The sequence below is a fragment of the Bariatricus sp. HCP28S3_A4 genome (assembly GCF_052066395.1).
Classification (GTDB): domain Bacteria; phylum Bacillota; class Clostridia; order Lachnospirales; family Lachnospiraceae; genus Allocoprococcus.
In genome coordinates, this window is the sequence record NZ_JBQHSE010000003.1 from 25,814 (window position 1) to 44,284 (window position 18,471).

At 46.7% G+C, this 18,471-nt stretch carries 20 protein-coding genes, 2 pseudogenes and 1 other annotated feature; of the genes and pseudogenes, 4 read left to right on the forward strand and 18 right to left on the reverse strand.

Going from position 1 to position 18,471, the window contains the following annotated elements; translation table 11 throughout:
* From pgsA to ACTNBF_RS02125, 5 genes are all read right to left on the reverse strand, one after another.
* Positions 1–543: a CDP-diacylglycerol--glycerol-3-phosphate 3-phosphatidyltransferase gene (gene pgsA, locus ACTNBF_RS02105; protein WP_427807179.1), complete on the reverse strand. Its 543-nt coding sequence runs from the start codon at positions 541–543 to the stop codon at positions 1–3.
* Positions 540–1,880 (reverse strand): 30S ribosomal protein S12 methylthiotransferase RimO, encoded by a 1,341-nt coding sequence (gene rimO, locus ACTNBF_RS02110; RefSeq protein ID WP_427807178.1) that lies wholly within the window; start codon positions 1,878–1,880, stop codon positions 540–542. Before rimO ends, pgsA begins: the two co-directional genes overlap by 4 nt.
* 155 nt (positions 1,881–2,035) lie before the next feature.
* The gene (rpoZ, locus tag ACTNBF_RS02115) at positions 2,036–2,278 is read right to left on the reverse strand and encodes a DNA-directed RNA polymerase subunit omega (protein WP_427807177.1); all 243 of its coding nucleotides are present in this window, start codon (positions 2,276–2,278) and stop codon (positions 2,036–2,038) included.
* Between the two features lie 50 nt (positions 2,279–2,328).
* Positions 2,329–2,952, reverse strand: a complete 624-nt coding sequence (gmk, locus tag ACTNBF_RS02120; RefSeq protein WP_427807176.1) for a guanylate kinase — start codon at positions 2,950–2,952, stop codon at positions 2,329–2,331.
* Between the two features lie 73 nt (positions 2,953–3,025).
* Positions 3,026–3,904 carry a YicC/YloC family endoribonuclease gene (locus ACTNBF_RS02125; protein WP_427807175.1) on the reverse strand — a complete coding sequence of 293 codons (879 nt, stop codon included), beginning with the start codon at positions 3,902–3,904 and terminating at the stop codon, positions 3,026–3,028.
* Positions 3,905–4,174: 270 nt separating this feature from the next.
* Between ACTNBF_RS02125 and ACTNBF_RS02130 the strand changes: the two genes are divergently transcribed.
* Positions 4,175–5,914: an Rqc2 family fibronectin-binding protein gene (locus ACTNBF_RS02130; protein ID WP_441088695.1), complete on the forward strand. Its 1,740-nt coding sequence runs from the start codon at positions 4,175–4,177 to the stop codon at positions 5,912–5,914.
* A gap of 19 nt (positions 5,915–5,933) precedes the next feature.
* On the opposite strand, the gene ACTNBF_RS02135 is transcribed toward ACTNBF_RS02130, so the two are convergent.
* Genes ACTNBF_RS02135 through ACTNBF_RS02145 form a run of 3 tightly spaced genes read right to left on the reverse strand, consistent with a single transcriptional unit; the run spans position 5,934 to position 8,782 of the window.
* On the reverse strand, positions 5,934–7,070 hold the full coding sequence (locus ACTNBF_RS02135) for a M23 family metallopeptidase (protein WP_427819859.1): 1,137 nt from the start codon (positions 7,068–7,070) through the stop codon (positions 5,934–5,936).
* 57 nt (positions 7,071–7,127) lie between these two features.
* Entirely contained in the window at positions 7,128–7,919 is a 792-nt protein-coding gene (gene murI, locus ACTNBF_RS02140) for a glutamate racemase (RefSeq protein WP_441024718.1), read from the reverse strand.
* Positions 7,916–8,782 carry a 4Fe-4S binding protein gene (locus tag ACTNBF_RS02145; RefSeq protein WP_427807170.1) on the reverse strand — a complete coding sequence of 289 codons (867 nt, stop codon included), beginning with the start codon at positions 8,780–8,782 and terminating at the stop codon, positions 7,916–7,918. The genes murI and ACTNBF_RS02145 overlap by 4 nt, the downstream gene beginning before the upstream one ends.
* Positions 8,783–8,996: 214 nt before the next feature.
* On the opposite strand from ACTNBF_RS02145, the gene ACTNBF_RS02150 reads away from it, so the two are divergent.
* The 3 genes from ACTNBF_RS02150 to ACTNBF_RS02160 all read left to right on the forward strand — a co-directional run bounded on the left by ACTNBF_RS02150 (position 8,997) and on the right by ACTNBF_RS02160 (position 11,424).
* Positions 8,997–9,827: a transporter substrate-binding domain-containing protein gene (locus ACTNBF_RS02150; RefSeq protein WP_427807168.1), complete on the forward strand. Its 831-nt coding sequence runs from the start codon at positions 8,997–8,999 to the stop codon at positions 9,825–9,827.
* Between the two features lie 109 nt (positions 9,828–9,936).
* Entirely contained in the window at positions 9,937–10,623 is a 687-nt protein-coding gene (locus tag ACTNBF_RS02155; protein WP_427807167.1) for an amino acid ABC transporter permease, read from the forward strand.
* A gap of 15 nt (positions 10,624–10,638) precedes the next feature.
* Complete coding sequence (locus ACTNBF_RS02160; protein ID WP_427807165.1) at positions 10,639–11,424, forward strand: amino acid ABC transporter ATP-binding protein; 786 nt, start codon at positions 10,639–10,641, stop codon at positions 11,422–11,424.
* A gap of 90 nt (positions 11,425–11,514) precedes the next feature.
* On the opposite strand, the gene ACTNBF_RS02165 is transcribed toward ACTNBF_RS02160, so the two are convergent.
* The 10 genes and pseudogenes from ACTNBF_RS02165 to ACTNBF_RS02210 all read right to left on the reverse strand — a co-directional run bounded on the left by ACTNBF_RS02165 (position 11,515) and on the right by ACTNBF_RS02210 (position 18,468).
* Positions 11,515–12,144 carry an Hsp70 family protein gene (locus ACTNBF_RS02165; protein ID WP_441024717.1) on the reverse strand — a complete coding sequence of 210 codons (630 nt, stop codon included), beginning with the start codon at positions 12,142–12,144 and terminating at the stop codon, positions 11,515–11,517.
* A 7-nt stretch (positions 12,145–12,151) separates the two neighbouring features.
* Positions 12,152–12,253, reverse strand: a pseudogene (locus ACTNBF_RS02170) (DUF5685 family protein); the annotation flags it as partial.
* A gap of 130 nt (positions 12,254–12,383) precedes the next feature.
* Positions 12,384–12,557, reverse strand: a pseudogene (locus ACTNBF_RS02175) (sensor histidine kinase); the annotation flags it as partial.
* Positions 12,479–13,057 (reverse strand): response regulator, encoded by a 579-nt coding sequence (locus tag ACTNBF_RS02180; protein ID WP_441024716.1) that lies wholly within the window; start codon positions 13,055–13,057, stop codon positions 12,479–12,481. The pseudogene ACTNBF_RS02175 and the gene ACTNBF_RS02180, both read right to left, overlap by 79 nt.
* A 164-nt stretch (positions 13,058–13,221) precedes the next feature.
* Positions 13,222–13,491 (reverse strand): acylphosphatase, encoded by a 270-nt coding sequence (locus ACTNBF_RS02185; RefSeq protein WP_427807161.1) that lies wholly within the window; start codon positions 13,489–13,491, stop codon positions 13,222–13,224.
* Between the two features lie 9 nt (positions 13,492–13,500).
* Entirely contained in the window at positions 13,501–14,136 is a 636-nt protein-coding gene (locus tag ACTNBF_RS02190) for a lactate utilization protein (RefSeq protein ID WP_441024715.1), read from the reverse strand.
* The gene (locus ACTNBF_RS02195; protein ID WP_441024714.1) at positions 14,136–15,161 is read right to left on the reverse strand and encodes a branched-chain amino acid aminotransferase; all 1,026 of its coding nucleotides are present in this window, start codon (positions 15,159–15,161) and stop codon (positions 14,136–14,138) included. The genes ACTNBF_RS02190 and ACTNBF_RS02195 overlap by 1 nt, the downstream gene beginning before the upstream one ends.
* A 160-nt stretch (positions 15,162–15,321) precedes the next feature.
* Positions 15,322–15,831 carry an acetolactate synthase small subunit gene (ilvN, locus tag ACTNBF_RS02200; RefSeq protein ID WP_427807158.1) on the reverse strand — a complete coding sequence of 170 codons (510 nt, stop codon included), beginning with the start codon at positions 15,829–15,831 and terminating at the stop codon, positions 15,322–15,324.
* 12 nt (positions 15,832–15,843) lie between these two features.
* Positions 15,844–17,574: a biosynthetic-type acetolactate synthase large subunit gene (ilvB, locus tag ACTNBF_RS02205; protein ID WP_441050051.1), complete on the reverse strand. Its 1,731-nt coding sequence runs from the start codon at positions 17,572–17,574 to the stop codon at positions 15,844–15,846.
* A gap of 53 nt (positions 17,575–17,627) precedes the next feature.
* Positions 17,628–17,884 (reverse strand) — a binding site (T-box leader).
* Positions 17,885–17,982: 98 nt separating this feature from the next.
* Positions 17,983–18,468, reverse strand: coding sequence for a dihydrofolate reductase (locus ACTNBF_RS02210; RefSeq protein WP_427819869.1), 486 nt, complete (start codon positions 18,466–18,468; stop codon positions 17,983–17,985).
* Between the last annotated feature and the right edge of the window lie 3 nt (positions 18,469–18,471).

Below are 18,471 nucleotides of genomic sequence, written 5' to 3' on the forward strand. Positions count from 1 at the left end.
TTACATGCCTCCCTGTGTCAATACCTGCTTGTTCTTCGCTATATAATCCACCAGTGATACAACGGTCAGAATCAGTGCCACCCAGACAAGCACATTGCCGATCATTTCGAACACGCCTCCCAGATCCATAATCAACACGATGACCATCGCCATCTGGGACACCGTTTTAAATTTGCCCCAGTAACTCGCCGCAATGACGATTCCGTTGTCGGAAGCCACCAGCCGGAACCCGCTGATGATAAATTCTCTTGCAATAATAACCAGAACGACGATCACGTTCAACTTGTCCATGGAAACCAGACAGATCATCGCGGTACACACCAGAAGCTTATCTGCAAGCGGATCCATAAACTTTCCGAAATTCGTCACCAGATTGTATTTTCTCGCGATCTTTCCATCCAGCATATCTGTCAGGCTGGCCGCACAGAAAATGGCAAGTGCGATCCATTTATCTGCCGCGCCTGTGATGTCAAACAGCAAAAATGCCACAAAAAACGGAATCATAACCACACGAAGTACAGTCAGTTTATTTGGTAAATTCATAATAATTCTCCTATCAAATCATAATCCATAGCCCCGGTCACTTTCACTTTCGCGAAATCCCCGGAAACCAGTTCCTCATCTGTATTTACAAAGATCAGTCCGTCCACGTTCGGCGCATCGCGGTAGGTTCTTCCCACATACGCGTTCTCATCGGCTACCTTTCCCTCGATCATGACGAGCATTTCTTCTCCGATCAGATCTTCATTCCGATCGAACACGATGTCCTGCTGAAGCTCCATCAATTCAGCCTGACGATCCTGCTTGATTTCTTCTGAAATCTGATCCGGCATCTCGGCTGCCGGCGTATCCTCCTCCGGTGAGTAAGTAAAGACACCCAGGCGTTCGAATTCCATCTGATCCACAAAATCCATCAGCTCTTCATGCTGTTCGTCCGTCTCTCCCGGGAATCCCGTGATCAACGTTGTCCGAAGAGTGATGTCCGGAATCTCTTCCCGAAGTTTTCCGATAATGGAAATGAGCTGTTCCTTCGATGTTTTTCTTCCCATCCGCTTCAGGATTGCATCGCTTGCATGCTGGATCGGAAGATCCAGATAATGGCAGATCTTGGGTTCTTCCTTGATTACCTGGATCAGCTCATCCGTGATTTCCTCCGGATAACAGTAGAGAATGCGAATCCACCGAAGTCCCTGAATCTTACAGAGCGCTTTCAAAAGACGCGGGAGCGACTTCTCTCCGTAAATGTCTTTGCCGTAAAGGGTGGTCTCCTGGGCTACCAGAATCAGTTCTTTAACCCCCTGATCGGCAAGCTCTTTTGCCTCATCGATCAGTTCCTCCATCGGTACACTGCGGAAATTTCCGCGGATCTTCGGAATGATACAGTACGTGCAATGCTTATCGCACCCTTCCGCGATCTTCAGATAGGCAAAATGTCCGCCGGTCGTAACCAGCCTTCCCTTTTGCGTCTCGGGAAGATAATCCACATCCTTCATGATCATTCTGGCATCCGCCCGTTCCATCGGGCTGTCACTGAACAGTCCGTCGATCACTTCCGCGATCTCATCGTAGGATGTGGTTCCGAGCACCGCATCCACTTCCGGGATTTCCTCCAGGATCTCCTCTTTATAACGTTGTGCCAGACAGCCTGTCACGATCAGTTTCTTAAGGACAGCCGTCTCTTTAAGCTGAGCCATTTCCAGAATAGTCTGAATACTCTCTTCCTTGGCATCGTGGATAAAACAGCAGGTATTAACGATCACAATATCCGCCTGCGTCTCATCATCGATCATCTGATGCCCCTTCTTTGCCAGAAGTCCCAGCATCACTTCCGTATCCACCAGATTCTTATCGCAGCCCAGTGAAACAAATAAAATGTTCATGGCATGTTCTCCTCGTATCAATAATTTCCAAGCCGCCAAAGGCAGCTCCTGTCGCCTTATTCTCTTCCCAAATAAAGCTCAGCAAGGCAGACACAGTCGCCTGCTTCTGCCTTGGGATTCAAGTACGCCCCGGCGTACTTGCTGCATCGTTCTTTTTACTCTTCCGTATCCTCTGCAATGATCTTCAGCTTTGCGTTGTTCAGCTCATCGATTGCAATGGAAAGCGGCTTCTCGCCCGGCTTCGTGTCAACAAGAGGCATCTCACCGTCGATCAGCTGTCTTGCACGCTTTGCAGTGGCAAGCACGATGGAATAACGGCTGTTAACGATCTTGGTTGCTCCCTCTTCCACATCCTGGTTTACTACTTTCATCAAATCGCTATAAGATGGATGTAACATAAATTCTGCTCCTTTCAGTCTCTCTTCGTATCTTATCTGCATCCCGAACTTTATAATTCTTCCAGTTCTTTTCTGATCCTGCCGATAAATTCTTCATTCCGGCATACGCGATCATGTTCCGCACGGATGATCCGGTGCATTTCCTTCACGCAGGTGTCAAGGTCATCATTGATGACCAAGTAATCGTACTGATCCATGCCTTCCGACTCCTCCACCGCACGCTTCATCCGGCTTTCGATCACTTCCATGGTCTCCGTACCTCTTCCAACCAGACGCTCTTTCAATTCCCTGGCTCCCGGCGGTGTGACGAACAGAAGCAGGGTGTCCGGATACTTCTCCTTAACCTTCAGTGCTCCCTGGATCTCGATCTCAAGGATCACATCTTTCCCTTCTTCAAGCTGCTGCATCACATATTCTTTCGGCGTACCATAGTAGTTGTTAACATATTTAGCATACTCGATCAACTCATCCTGTGCAATCATTTTTTCAAATTCCTCAACGGACTTGAAAAAATATTCTCTTCCGTCTTCTTCTCCCGGACGGGGACTTCTGGTAGTTGCCGAAACAGAAAGTGCATAATCATCATAATCTTCCAGCAGTCTCTTCATCAGCGTTCCTTTTCCGGCACCGGAAAAACCGGAAACTACAATAAGTATTCCCTTTTTTTTACTCATAATCAGCTCTCCTGCCATTTTCTATATAAGCAAATATTTATTTTACCATAAAATCGAAGATTTTTCAAAGCTTTTATTCAATATTCTGAATCTGTTCCCGAACCTTCTCAATCTCAGTCTTCAGATCAATGGCATGATTGGAAACTTCCAGGTCATTTGCCTTGGAAAGTATGGTATTTGCCTCCCGGTTCATCTCCTGGGCAATGAAATCCAGCTTGCGTCCGATTCCATCTGCAGATTCCAGCGTTTCTTTCATATGCTTGATATGGCTCTTCAGGCGGACTACTTCTTCATCCGTACAGATTTTATCCGCAAAGATCACGACCTCTGCCGCGATTCTCCCCTCATCCATCTGTGTATCTGCGAGAAGCTCCTTCACCTTCGTCTCCAGCTTCTCACGGTATTCCGCCACGATCTGCGGCGAACGTTCTTCGATGCATGCCACCGTCTCCAGCATACCGTCCAGTTTTGCGATGATATCCTTCTTCAGATTCTCGCCCTCTGCCGTTCTCGTCTCAACAAACTGTCTGCAGGCTCCCTCCAGCGCCTTGGAAAGTCCGTTCCAGAGCTCCTCTTCATCCACGACCTGTTCTTCCATTGTGAGCACTTCCGGACATCTGGAAAGTGTAGATACACGGATGTCATTGTCCAGATGAAAATCCTCTTCCATCTTTTTGAAATAGTCCATATATTCACTTGCCAGCTTCTGATTATATTTTAAAGTAACTTGAGCCTCTGACATATCTTCATATGTAATAAACAGATCCACCTTGCCGCGCTGGATATATTTCTTCAATAAGTTGCGGATCGATGTCTCGAAGAAGTTCAGCTTTTTCGGCATCCGGATTCCCACGTCCAGATAACGATGATTGACTCCTTTCATTTCTACCGTAAACTTGCGTTCTGCCTCGGATACCTCACAGCGTCCGAAACCTGTCATACTCTTTATCATCTGATTTTCCCTCTTCTTACCGGCCGCTCTGCGACCAAATTTTGCTACGTTATATTATAGCCCTTTCCCCTTTGGCATGTCAACCTTTCTAAGTCAGTTCAGCCGCTCATCCGAGTTTCTTTATAACTATGCAGAACCGTTCCCCGTACATTTGCAAATCACGCGGGAGCATGGTATGATGGTACAAGGGTCATAATCCGGGCGGTTCATTTTCCACCCGCACCGGTCTTTACCTTATGATCCTTTAAAACTTCAAAACGAGGTGTAACTATGGCTTTTGACGGCATTACAATCGCAAATATAGTAAAAGAACTGAATCAAACCATTTTAGACGGAAGAATCTATAAAATCGCCCAGCCGGAAACCGACGAGCTTCTGCTCACAATCAAGACTCCGAAAGGACAGAAAAGGCTCTGCATTTCCGCAAGCGCCTCCCTTCCTCTGATCTATCTGACGGAAGAAAATAAACCAAGTCCCATGACGGCACCGAATTTCTGTATGCTGCTCAGAAAATATGTAGGAAACGGAAGGATCGTGTCGATCAGTCAGCCGAAGCTGGAACGGATCATCCATTTCGATATTGAGCATCTGGATGAGATGGGTGACCTTTGCAGGAAGACGCTGATCGTAGAAATCATGGGCAAACACAGCAACATCATTTTCTGTAATGACAAGGGCATGATCCTGGACAGTATCAAGCATGTCTCCGCCCAGATGAGTTCTGTGCGTGAAGTCCTTCCCGGAAGAGACTATTTTATCCCTGACACGATGAGCAAGCTGGATCCGCTGGATGTAACGGAATCGGTGTTCCGTGACGGACTTATTTCCAAACCGATGCCTCTCGCAAAGGCGATCTATAACAGTTTTACCGGCGTCAGCCCGGTCGCTGCCGAGGAGATCTGCCATCTTGCGGGTGTTGACTCTGCGCTCCCACCACGGGAACTCTCCGAGGATGTGCTGGCACATCTGTACCGTCAGTTCACCTATTTCTTCGAGCAGGTGGCAAACGGAGATTTCTCCCCTCAGATTTATTATGAAGGAGATGACCCGGTGGAATTTTCATCCATCCCGCTTACTCATCTGGAAAATTACCGTGTCCGGACCTTCGACTCTATTTCCGAGGTGATACGGACCTATTATGCTTCCCGCGACACGATCACCCGGATCCGCCAGAAATCGTCGGATCTAAGGCGCGTGGTCCAGACGGCTCTGGAACGGAACCGGAAGAAATACGATCTGCAGCAGCGCCAGTTACGGGACACACAGAACCGGGACAAATTCAAAGTTTACGGGGAACTGATCCATACCTACGGCTACAATTTGAAGGAAGGCGCTAAGAAGCTGGAAGCGCTCAACTATTACACCAATGAAATGGTTACGATTCCGCTGGATCCGCAGAAAACTCCACAGGAAAATGCAGCCCGCTATTTTGAGAAATACAACAAGCAGAAGAGGACCTATGAAGCACTGACCGGTCTGATTCAGGAGACTCACGACGAGATCACCTATCTGGAATCCATCGTAAATGCACTGGAAATGGCACGCGGGGAGGACGACCTGACGCAGCTCAAGGAAGAGCTGGTCTCTACCGGATACATCCGGCGCAAATTTACCAAAAAGAAAGTCAAGATCACCAGTAAGCCACTCCACTATATTTCTTCGGACGGCTATCACATGTATGTCGGGAAGAATAATCTCCAGAACGATGAACTGACTTTCCACTTTGCCACAGGGAACGACTGGTGGTTCCACGCCAAAGGAGCGCCCGGCTCCCACGTTATCGTAAAGACCGGCGGAGACGAAATGCCGGACCGCACTTTCGAGGAGGCGGCCCGCCTGGCTGCCCATTACTCCAAGAATGCGAAATCCGAAAAGGTGGAGATCGACTATGTGGAGAAAAAACATGTCAAAAAACCAAATGGAAGTAAACCGGGATTCGTGGTGTATTATACCAACTATTCCATGATGATTGATTCGGATATTTCCGGAATTCAAGAGGTGCAGGGATAACCCCTGCACCTCTTAATATTTATTCACTATGTGTCTTCTGATTCTCCTTCAGATACGCTTCTGCAGCCGGATCAACGAAAGCATATTTTCTCGTCCATTCTTTTGTCGCGTCATTTCTGACCGCTTCCGAGCGGTTCATGGAGAGGAACCGCACAAGTTCATATCCGCTGACCCAGATCTCATGATTTCCTTCTCTCTGTGATTCGTCAAAAATAAGCTGCAGCCCAAAATGAAGATGATATTCATCAATATTGTTGACATTTTCTTCCGAGCTGTATCCGGTGCGGCCGAGATAGCCGATCACATCCCCCGCCTGCACCACATCTCCTTCTTTCAGCCCTTCGGCATACGGACGGTTCTGCCTTAGATGTGCGTAATAGTAATATCTCTTTTTATCAAAACTGTCGATTCCGATCCTCCAGCCGCCATACTGGTTCCATCCGAGCGCTGAAATCACGCCGGATTCTACTGCTATAACCGGTGTCCCCACCTGTCCCATCATATCATGTCCCAGATGATTTCTGCGGTATCCGTAGCTTCTGGAAACTCCGAAATCGTCATAATCCGAATATGGAAATCCTTTCGCGATCGGGTTAAATGCCTTGAGCCCATAAAAACTTTTCATACTCCCATCGGACTGTTCCAGACGGTACTCTCCCACCATCCCGTCCAGAACCGCCCCATAAGCTTCACGGTAATATGCAAAGTACTCCATCGTGTCTTCCAGTTCTTTCACCGATAACTCACCCATCTGCAGCTTTTCAGCCGTTTCGGCAAGATCCGAGCTTCGGTAGCGGGAGAAATCTCCCCCGTATTTTGCTCCCAGGTATGCAAGAAGATCGACCCAGTTCAGGTGAACATCGCCGTCATATGTATCCAAATCATATTGATATGCCTGCTTCATTGCCTCTGATGTCACATGAAATTCCACCCACTTGATGTAATCCTTTTCATCCCCGTTTTCTTCTGCATTTTCTTCGGGTTCCTCTTCAAGAAGATAGGCCGTAAAGGTATCCTGTACCAGACTTTCTGCTGCATGACCGGTGTTTCCTCCTACGTTTACGGTTTGCTCACTCCAATATGCGGTTCCAAGAATACAGGCTGCTACTGCGGTTGTTATCACAAATCCTTCCGGCGAAATTTTCTGTTTTCCCATGCATGATCTCCTGCTGCGCCTTCATCACATTCTATGCGGATCGACCAGGGGAAATGTCTATACTATGTCGTACATCTCATCCAGGCGTTTCATGCAGCGTTCCACCAATTCTATCTGCGCGTCGTCTGCCGGTACTCCCGAAAAAAAGTATTGTACAGAAGCCGAGTTTTCTTCCTTTTGATCGGTCAGATCCCCCGGCAGAACGCGAAGAAGCTGCCGGAGCGTCCCTTCATTACCGTCCACGAAATGAATCTCTTCCGGGAAAACATTTCGAAAGTTCTGTTTAAAATAATTAAAATGGGTACAGCCCAGTACGACTGCCGCATAATCTTCCAGGTCGAATTCGGAAAGTTCTTCGCATAGATATGCTTCGATCCCTCCGGATGTAAAATCACCTTTTTCCGCGAATCGCACCAATTTCGGAAGCGGGAGCAGATCTACATCATGCTCCTTATCCACCCGCTCAAGGAGATTATGAAGCTTATCCGAGGCAATCGTAATCGGTGTTGCCGCCACAAGGATCCGTTTCCCGGTGTCACAATACTGCTCCACTGCTTTCTTGACCGCCGGTTCCATCCCCACGATTGGCACCGGAAAGCCGGCGCGAAATTCCTTCGTGGCAACACTCGTAGCTGTATTGCAGGCGATCACGACCGCATCTACCCCCTGATCGATCAGGAAATTCAGATTATGTTCGTCAAATTCCCGAATCTGCTGCACCGTCTTTTCTCCGTATGGCACATGCTCGGTGTCCGCATAATAGACAAAACTCACGTTCGGCATCATTTTCATCGCGCGGTGAAGAACGGATAATCCGCCGATTCCCGAATCAAAAATTCCAATTTTCATATGTATAACCTCGAATCCACCGTTTTCTTTTCCGGTATCCTGCTCTCGCAGGGTACACCGGTCTGGCATTTTCCGCAGCCAAGGCGCGGGGCAAAATCTCTCTTCGTCTGCATCAGTTTCTGATGACACAGCGGATGCTTCTTTCCTTCTTCGAAGGAGATCGCCTGCACCGGACAGCGCCTGATACATGCACCGCAGAAAATGCAGTAATCATAAAGTCCGGAATACTTCCGCACATCCGGCTCCGCCTCCATCACCGTAACCAGACTGCCGAAGCGCCCTGCCATTCCTTTTTCTGTAATGATCCCTTTGGAAAGCCCGAACGTTCCCAGACCACACACATAAGCCGCATGTCGTTCCGACCATCTGCTTCCGTAGGTCTTCTCATTGATATTCTCGTATCCGGTAATTCCCTGGCCTCCCATAACACTTTGGAACCGCTCGTCCTGCGCCGGTACAAGAGTTGGCACATTCTGTTCGTTCATCCATGCAGCCAGCTCACGCATTGTATCAGCCAGAAAGGCCTGCCCTTCGATCCTTCCATGAAGCCATTCAGCTGAGGGCTCTCCTTCCGTCTCCCGGTTGCTTCTTCGCACTTCTTCTGTAAACGGGAAAAAAACAGAAACCACTGTATTGGCTTCCGGCATCCATTCTTTTGGACTGAGATGCCACGGTCCGATCACACCCTCTTTTTTATACTCATCAAACAGAGGATCCTCTGCACTTCCGATTCCCACCAACGGCTCATCAAAAAAGTGAACCCCTACAAGCTCTGGCCTGATAGCAAAATCTGCCGAAATCACATTGCCCGGATGATCCTTCATGCGGTTCCCCAGCCAGTTTTCTATCCTTTCCTTCGTCATATTCTGCCTCCATTTCCTCAATGTAATTTCTATTCCCATTATAATGTTGAAACCTATGGATTTCAACCCTGCCTTTTAAGCAAACACGACTCGATCTGCCGAATTGGCTCACTTTCTTTACTTTTATTCGTTTTTCGCTTGACTTTACTTTAGTAAATTGATAATATTGTGAAGTAAATCGCATTACATATTTAATATAAGGAGAGAATTAAGCATGAAAAAGTTAATTTCAATGGGCCTTACTCTTGCCATGATTCTTTCGCTTGCAGCTTGCGGCGGTTCCGGATCGAAGACAGAGGAAAATAAGGAAACAAAGACAGAAAATACTTCCAGTGAACAGACCGATATGGAATATGTGAAAGAAAAAGGAACTCTGGTTGTTGGTATCACCGATTTCGAGCCGATGGACTATAAAGATGAGAACGATGAATGGATCGGTTTCGATGCTGATATGGCAAAAGCTTTTGCAGAAAGCCTGGGTGTTGATGTTGAATTCGTCGAGATCGACTGGGATAACAAGATCATGGAGCTTGACGGAAAGACGATCGATTGTGTATGGAACGGTATGACTCTTACAGATGAAGTAACAAGTTCTATGGAATGTTCCAACGCTTACTGCAACAATGCACAGGTTGTCATTGTTCCAGCTGACAAGAAAGACCAGTATCAGGATGCAGACAGTATTTCCGGACTTACGTTCGCAGTAGAATCAGGAAGTGCCGGCGAAGCCGCAATCAGCGACCTTGGAATCAATTACACATCCGTAAAATCTCAGGCTGACGCACTGATGGAAGTTGCTGCAGGAACATCAGATGCTGCCGTGATCGACTCTCTGATGGCAGCTGCCATGGTCGGTGAGGGAACCGGATATGAGAACCTGGCCTACACATTCGGACTGAACAGCGAAGAATACGGCGTTGGATTCCGTAAGGGTTCTGACCTTGCCAAGGCTCTGAACGATTTCTTCTCATCCAGCTATGCGGATGGCAGCATGATGGAATGTGCTGAGAAATACGGTGTTCAGGCAGCACTTATTGAACAGTAATGATTTTCCGGATAGAGAGCGGTTCCTCCGCTCTCTATTCATTTACATTCCACTTACGTATCATAATGCGTAAAATACAATCTATTTTTGGAGAAAGCAGGGTATCCCTATGAATCAGATTATGGAACAGATGCCGATTGTCATCAACGCTTTGAATGTCGGCTTTTTACAAACATTAAAACTTTTCTTTGTGACACTGATCGGCGCATTTCCGCTCGGACTTATCATCGCCTTCGGTTCCATGTCACGTTTTAAACCACTTAGCTATTTGACCAAGCTTTTCGTCTGGATTATCCGTGGTACTCCTCTGATGATCCAGCTTCTCATTATCTTTTACTTTCCGGGGCTGGTCCTTCACAATCCTATCTGGGGCGGCGGTGAAGGAGGACGTTTCCTGGCAGCTTCCGTTGCGTTCATTATCAACTATGCATGCTATTTTTCAGAAATCTACCGCGGCGGGATCCAGGGTGTTCCGGTAGGTCAGGAAGAAGCCGGACTGGTACTTGGTATGACAAAAAGTCAGATTTTCTTCAAAGTAACGCTTCTCCAGATGATCAAACGTATCGTTCCTCCGATGTCCAATGAGATCATCACCCTTGTCAAAGATACTTCTCTTGCCCGCATTATCGCACTGCAGGAGATCATCTGGGCCGGTCAGGCGTTCATGAAAGGATCCCACGGTATTTCCGGTCAGATCTGGCCGCTGTTCTTTACAGCTGTTTATTACCTTATATTCAACGGTATTGTAACGGTACTGTTGGGCCGCTTAGAGAAAAAGCTGGATTATTTCAGATAAAGGAGAAAGAAAACAATGGCAATCTTAGAAGTAGAACACATTGGTAAAACGTTTAATCATACAGAAGTTCTGAAGGATATCAGTTTCTCTCTCGAAAAAGGGAAAGTCGTATCCATCATCGGTTCTTCCGGAAGCGGTAAGACGACTCTTTTGCGCTGTCTCAATTTTCTGGAAAAACCGGATGAAGGCGTCATCCGCGTAAATGGTGAAACGCTTTTTGATTCCGCAGATCCTTCGACCTGGCAGGAATCCTCTGTTCGGAAGAAACGTCTGCATTTCGGTCTCGTCTTCCAGTCATTTAACCTGTTTCCGCAGTATACTGCTCTGGAAAATGTCATGCTGGCGAAGGAACTCCTTGCCAAAGAACAGCCGGATTACAAGTCACGCAAAAAGGAGATCCACGACGAGATCCGCCTGCTGGCGGAAGATCTTCTTGCACAGATGGGACTTTCAAACAGGATGAACAATTATCCGCACCAGCTTTCAGGCGGTCAGTGTCAGAGGGTCGCAATCGCCCGTGCTCTTGCGCTGAAACCGGATATTCTTTGTTTTGATGAGCCCACTTCCGCACTGGATCCGGAACTGACCGGTGAAGTGCTGAAGGTAATCAAAGAACTCGCCGACAAAGAAACCACAATGGTAATCGTAACTCATGAAATGGCCTTTGCAAGGGATGTCGCACATCAGGTCATTTTCATGGATGACGGATATATTGTAGAACAGGGTGATCCGAAGGAAGTGTTTGAAAATCCGAAAGAAGAACGGACCAGACAATTCCTTTCACGATTTAATCAGGGATAAATTTCAGCGTGCCTTTTATAAGCATCTAATTAGCGGCACGCAGAAAAAACAGGACGATAAGCGTTGATGGCGCCTGTCGTCCTGTTTGTATTAAAGCAGTCTTTCAACCTCTTCTTTTGCACATTTCAGTTTATTGATATCTTCCTGTGTTACTTTATCTACGCGGAGCCTGGACAGACATTTCTGGAGCGCCGCATTTGCACTCTTCAGCTGCTTCTTGACAGCTTTGTCCATCTGCTTTCCTTCTTCTTTTAATTTCTTCTGTGCCTGGATGACGATCTGATTTGCTTCACTTGACAATTCCAAAGCTTCTCGCCTCAGATTATCCTGTCCTGCATATTCTGCCGCATCCCGCATTGCCTGTTCAATTTCTGCATCTGACATACGGTCATCCGCTGTGATCGTGATCGACTGTTCCTTCCCTGTATCCAGATCTTTGGCTGAAACTTTCAGAATTCCGTTTGCATCTATGTCAAAGGTTACTTCGATCTGCGGAACACCCGCCGGTGCTTTCCGGATTCCCTTGAGTCTGAAATCTCCGATCTTCTTATTGTCTTTTGCCATCGGCCTTTCCCCCTGAAGAACACGGATTTCCACATCTCGCTGATACGGCGCTGCCATCGAGAACACTCTGGAATATCTGGTCGGAAGGGTCGTATTTCTCTCGATCAGGCGGGTTGCGACTCCGCCGCCCAACATGCTTTTCCAGCATCGTACCATACGCTGCTTCCATCTTTTTTGCTTCGTCTTTCCAGTCATCCTTGCATTTATAGTAAGTAAGAAGAATCGTCATATCTGCAGCATAGTCTATATATTGATTTTCAAACATCCTTTATGTCCTTTCGTAAATTTCAAGATAAATATCAATTCTTCCGAATCTTCCACTCATCATATCGGAGAAATCTAAACTGAAACGAAACTCAATTGCCATTTCACAAAAATTTCATAAACGCATATCACTACCTGGCGTCTTTCGGAAGTTCCACATAGAAGGTTGTGATCCCGTTTCTGCATTCTGCATCGATATCACCATAATGCAGCTCGACCACGCGCTTCACGATCGCAAGCCCGATCCCGTTTCCTTCGGAAGAATGTGATTCATCAGCCTGATAAAGTTTGTCAAATATCTTCTTCTGACTTTCCGGCGGTATCTCCGGTCCTTCATTCGCAATAAAAATCTGGTAATTCTCTCCTTCGTCCATGCATTCTCAAGGAGCAGAACGCTGGAACGAATCTGCTCGGACAGATTGAATTTGGTAATATCAGTCAGAATCGTCTGATTCTCCACCTTTGTCATGTTCATGACATTGGTTGTCATCGCCGAAAGGCGCAGTGCCTCCTCCTCTATAATATCCAGATATTCTTTCTTTTTGTCTTCCGGAAGATGCTTCGCAGAAACCATCAGGATCGGAAGCGTATTCTGTGATTCCCTGAGTACTTTAGTAAACTCATATCCGTCCATTTTCGGCATCATGACATCCAGTACAACAAGATCAATGTGCTCCCGATCCATCAATCCCAGCGCTTCCTCCCCATTCTCAGCCGTGTACACCGTATAATTCTCACTTTCCAGTACCGCTTTATATAAACGACGCGTATTCTTATCATCGTCGACAACAAGTATATGAACCATTTTCTGCCTCCTCAAATATTCTGTTATGATTATATAATAATAGCCGGAAAAACTAAACTGAGTCTAAACATTCTTTCATTTTTCATCCCTATTACACCATTAAAAGAAAAAAAGCACTCTGTATGTTTCCCATACAAAGTGCTCTCTTTCATCTCACTATATTATCATCTCACATGAAATCCCAGTTCTTCCACCAACGGAATTTCCAACTCCGCCGCATAATCGATCCGGATAAAATTCCGTGTTCTGAGCTTCTGCACCAGAAGATCAAGCTGTTCTCTCGTTCCCTGCGCTTCCATTACCACGGTGCCGTCCCATTCATTTTTCACCCAGCCGGTCACGCCGATCGCCTGCGCAAGATACTGGGCGCTGTACCGGAAACCGACTCCCTGTACATGTCCGGTAAATGTATACTGTTTTCTGATCTTTTCCATCTGAAAATCCTAGAATCCAAGTTCTTCATTGACCAGAATGATCTTGATTCTCTTCGGAATCTGACTGAATCTGGTAATCATCGTCTGACAGCAGATGCATCCCGGAGACTTGCAGTCGGAGCATTGTCCGGTAACGGTACAAGGTGTCTTTCCGAAACGCTGTGCGTTGACCGGCGCCGCAATATGTTTTGCGCGCGCTCTGGCATCTTCCTCGGAACGCACGACCTTATTCATTCCGATGATCATAAGTACATTCTTCGGTCCGTATGCAATGGCAGCTACACGGTTGGCATGTCCGTCAATATTGACCAGGATTCCGTCTTCCGTGATCGCATTGGAGCTTGCCAGGAAGAAATCGCTGAAAAATGCCTTTTTGGTAATCTCGGTTCTTTCTTCCGGAGTCTTTGCCAGATCCCGGTCATAGACTTCGTAATTTCTTTCATGAACAGCCTTGATAAGACCGATTTCCTTTACACTCATGGAACCGCCCCATGCAACAGAGCTTCCTTCCGGCATGAGCTCCAGAGCCTTACAAAGCGCTTCTTCTTTATTTTCCGCATAATAAGCTTCCATATTGCGGGATTCCAGTGCTTTTATCATCTGCTGTGCCAGCAGTTCATTTCTCTTTTTTGCATTCTGATCCATTATTCAACCACCTTGATCCATCCTTCCGGTGCTTCCAGATGTCCCATCTGAATTCCGGTCAGGGTTTCATACAGCTTCTTGGTAACAGGTCCCATCTCGTCCATTCCGCTCGGGAAGCAGATCTCTTTGCCGTGATCCACGATCTTGCCTACCGGTGAGATAACTGCTGCGGTTCCGCAGAGTCCGCATTCTGCGAAATCTTTCACTTCGTCAAAGAATACTTCTCTCTCTTCTACTTCCAGTCCGAGATATTCTTTTGCCACATGCAGGATCGAACGTCTTGTGATAGACGGCAGGATACTGTCTGACTTCGGTGTAACGACTTTATTGTCCTTTGTTACAAAGATAAAGTTTGCTCCGCCGGTCTCTTCCACTTTCGTTCTGGTCGCAGCGTCCAGATACATATTCTCTGCAAATCCTTCTTCATGAGCGGTCACGATTGCATGAAGGCTCATCGCATAATTCAATCCGGCTTTGATGTGTCCTGTTCCGTGCGGTGCTGCACGGTCAAAATCGGAAACCTTGATCGTAATCGGCTTTGCACCGCCTTTGAAATACGGACCTACCGGTGTTGTAAATACACGGAACTGATATTCATCCGCCGGCTTTACACCGATAACCGGATTGGTTCCGAACATATACGGACGTACATATAAGGTTGCTCCTGAACCATACGGAGGTACATAAGCTGCATTTGCCTTTACAGTCTGTGCAACTGCCTCAATAAATCTGTCTTCCGGGAAAACCGGCATTTCCAGTCTTCTTGCGGAATCTGCCATACGTTTTGCATTCAGATCCGGACGAAACATTACAATATGTCCATCTTCTGTTGTATACGCCTTCAGGCCTTCAAATACAGTCTGTGCATACTGAAGCACTCCTGCGCACTCATTCAACACTACATTCGCATCCGGTGTAAGTTCACCTTCATCCCACTTGCCGTCCTTAAAATTAGAAACATAACGCATGTCAGTCTGTACGTATCCAAACCCGAGATTTGACCAGTCAATCTGTTTCTTTTCCATTGTAATTCCTCCATTCCGCTGTCCTTCGGCAGTTGTATTTTTATTATTTTTACTTATTTAATGCTATGGATTTCACACTCTCGAAATCTAAACTTCATTATAATACGACTCCGCCTAAAATTCAAGAGTGCGCTCTGTTTTTTTGTTTTGATCTGTTTTCCTATCTCTTCGGCATGGTAATCGCTTCGATTCCCACAGTTCCGCCTCTTACCACTTCGATTGACTGGAACTCCGAACGAAGGAACTGAATGATCGCACTGTTTTTGTGCGCCGTGTGAACAAATTCCAAAAGCACACTGTCTTTTCCGTAATCGCGTACCTTTGCCTGATAGGTTTGTGCAATCTGGAACAGTTCCGTTTTATCTTCCGGCGTGCAGTTCTTTACTTTGACAAACATAAGCTCCTGCATGACTACAGAAATCTCCGTGAAATCAATGACTTTGATCACTTCTACCATTCGGTTCAGCTGTTTCTTGATCTGTTCGTATGTTTCTTCATCACTGATCGTTTCGATCGTCATACGGGAGATTGTCGGATCCTCCGTCTTTCCTACAGTCAGGCTCTCCAGATTGTAGCATTTTCCCGAAAACAGGCCGGAAATCTTGGACAGGACACCCACCTGATTTTCTACATATAATGAAATCCATCTTTTCTTCATTGTATTATCCATGTCTGCTCCTCCTTAATTATCCAGAATCATCTCTTCCAATGTTCCGCCCGGCTGTACCATCGGATAGACCTGATCTTCCGGATCCAGAATGAATTCGATCAGTGTCGGTACCTTAAGAGCGCGGTTTCTCTTTGCTTCTTCAAATGCCGGCTTCATTTCTTCCGGACGGGTTACACGGATTCCCTTTGCTCCGTAACTTTCAGCCAGTTTCACAAAATCAGGCGTATATTTCACCGGAGGCTCTTCCCCTCTTCTGGTCGCCGCACCGGAGCGGAGATCCGTCATGGAATAACGTTTGCCATAGAATAATTTCTGCCACTGGCGAACCATTCCCAGATATGTGTTGTTAAATACACAAAGGATCAGCGGCAGCTCCTCCAAAACTGCAGTTGCAAATTCCTGAATATTCATCTGCATTCCTCCGTCACCGGAAATTGCAATCACGGTGCTGTCCGGATTGCCGATTTGTGCGCCGACTGCACCAGGCAGTCCATATCCCATTGTACCAAGTCCGCCTGACATATACATTCTTGTTTTTTCATTGACTTCCAAATATTGGGAAGTGAACATCTGATGCTGTCCTACATCCGTCACAACGATTGTATCATCCTCTTTAAATACTTCATTGATCGTTTCGATAATATCCTGAGCCTGCATCACGCCGTATTTTGGTTTCATCTTCAGCGGATGCTCCTGTTTCCACTCTCCGATTCTTTCCAACCATGCCGCATTGTCGCCCGGTTCCACATACTCAAGAAGCTTTTCGATGGCCTCCTTCGCATCGGCGACAATCGGGACATCTACTTTGATATTTCTGGAAATCGACGCCGTATCAATGTCAATATGCACGATCTGCGCGTTCGGTGCAAATGCATGCAATTTTCCGGTAATACGGTCATTAAATCGGGTACCGATGGAGAAAAGGAGATCGCATGCACCCACAGCCATATTGGAAGCATAGGAACCGTGCATTCCGAGATTGCCGATAAAGAGCGGGTGATCGGTCGGAATCGCACCTCGTCCCATAATCGTTGTCACCACCGGAACATTTGTGATCTCAGCAAATTTGCGAAAGCATGCATTGGCTCCGGAAATATTAACACCTCCGCCCGCAAGGAGCAGCGGGCGTTTTGCTTTACCGAGCATCTTGATTGCCCTCTTAAGCTGGCCGATATGTACACCTGTGCTCGGTTTATACCCACGGATATTCACAGTCTGCGGATATTCCGGACTTCCCAGCTCTGCCATCACATCTTTCGGGAGATCCACAAGTACCGGACCCGGGCGTCCTGTTCTTGCAATATAAAACGCTTCTTTGATGATGCGCCCGAGATCCTCTCTCCTGCTTACCGTCACACCGTATTTGGTAATACTTCTTGTGATTCCTACAATATCAACTTCCTGAAAGGCATCATTTCCGATCAGAGGTCTGGCCACCTGACCGGTAAAGCATACCAGAGGAACACTGTCATAGTTGGCTGTTGCAAGTCCTGTTACCAGATTCGTCGCACCCGGGCCGCTGGTTACAAGACATACGCCTACTTTCCCTGTCGATCTCGCATAGGCATCTGCCGCATGAACCAGTGCCTGTTCATGTCTTGGAAGGATCACCTTTGTATGGTTCTGCTTATAAAGTTCATCGCTGATGTCGATCGTGCAGGCGCCCGGATATCCGAACATGACCTCTACTCCTTCTTCTTTCAGCGCTTTTACCAATAATTTGTTCCCCGAAATTTTCTTCATGTAACTACCTCCTTTGTTCTATAAAGCAAAAAAACCGCCCCAAACTATTACTAGCTTAGGGCGAATCATCATCCGTGTTACCACCTAAATTCAGGAACCGCAGTTCCTGCTCTCTGTCAGTACGGGACATTTCTCCTGTCCGATACCGTTCCCATGTAACGTCGGAATCACGTCGAAGTCTACTGAGGCATCAGCCCGTTGGGTTCGCTGCTCGAAGGCTACTTCCATAATTCCATCCCGAAAGCTTACACCGACCGCTTTCTCTCTATGCATCCGGAAATTATGTACTCCTCCTTGTCATTGCATTTCACATATTCTTGCTTGTTTCTTTACTGATTGAATCTATTATACTTACCATTACCAGTCTTTGTCAATGATAGTTCTTGCATATTTTCTTGATGTTTTTTGTTATTTGCGTTCATATCTGGTAAAGGCATACTCCAGATCAAAACAGGTCTGTTCTTCCCCTTCATCTGTCAGCTCCCACTCTTCATCCTCATCCAGATTCGGGAACCAGGTATCGGCTTCGTAAGCATAATCGATCCGCGTCACGAGTGCCGTATCACAATAAGGAAGCATTGCCCGGTAAATGCTCTCCCCGCCGATCACAAATACGTCTCCGTCATATTTCCTGCTCTCCTCAATTGCTTCCTCCACACTGTGAACGACGACCGCATCCTTGACTTTGTAGGACGGATTTCTCGTAATCACAATATTTACCCTGTTCTTCAGGGGCTGTCCCTGCGGAAAGCTTTCCAGTGTCTTTCTTCCCATGATCACGACGTTTCCCTGTGTCGTCTCACGGAAGAATTTCATATCAGCCGGAATACTCCACATCAATTTATTGTTTTTCCCAATGGCCCAATTTCTATCAGCCGCTACAATCAGTTTCATATT